The sequence below is a fragment of the Paenibacillus senegalensis JC66 genome (assembly GCF_000285515.1).
Taxonomy (GTDB): Bacteria; Bacillota; Bacilli; order Paenibacillales; family NBRC-103111; genus Paenibacillus_L; species Paenibacillus_L senegalensis.
In genome coordinates this window covers 1-299 of record NZ_CAES01000161.1, presented here as the reverse complement: position 1 = coordinate 299, position 299 = coordinate 1, and the positions used below count along the sequence as shown (strand labels likewise).

Below are 299 nucleotides of genomic sequence, written 5' to 3'. Positions count from 1 at the left end.
TTGTAACCGCTAGAATATAGTCAACAAGAATTGCTAGATAAGAATGAGCACTTTACGAACCTTCCTACCCTGAATATCATACATCTTAGAAATAATCATCATGGGTGAGGAAGAGTATGAAACGCTTAACAAGGTGGCCTATGTACTTCTCTATTCATCAAATGAAAGCGAAGGGATTGAAGATTTCACAGATCGCTAGAAAACTGAAGGTCTCTAGGAACACGGTATATAAGTACTTGGAGATGAATCCGGACGAATTCAAACAATTCATGGAAGATCTCGAGACTAGGAAGAAGAAG

General features: G+C 38.5%; 1 protein-coding gene. It reads left to right on the top strand.

Annotated features, from left to right (window positions below):
* Positions 1–116: 116 nt before the first annotated feature.
* Positions 117–299, top strand: a 183-nt coding sequence (locus PSHG_RS26125) for a helix-turn-helix domain-containing protein (protein WP_042120993.1), incomplete at its 3' end; no start/stop codon positions are given.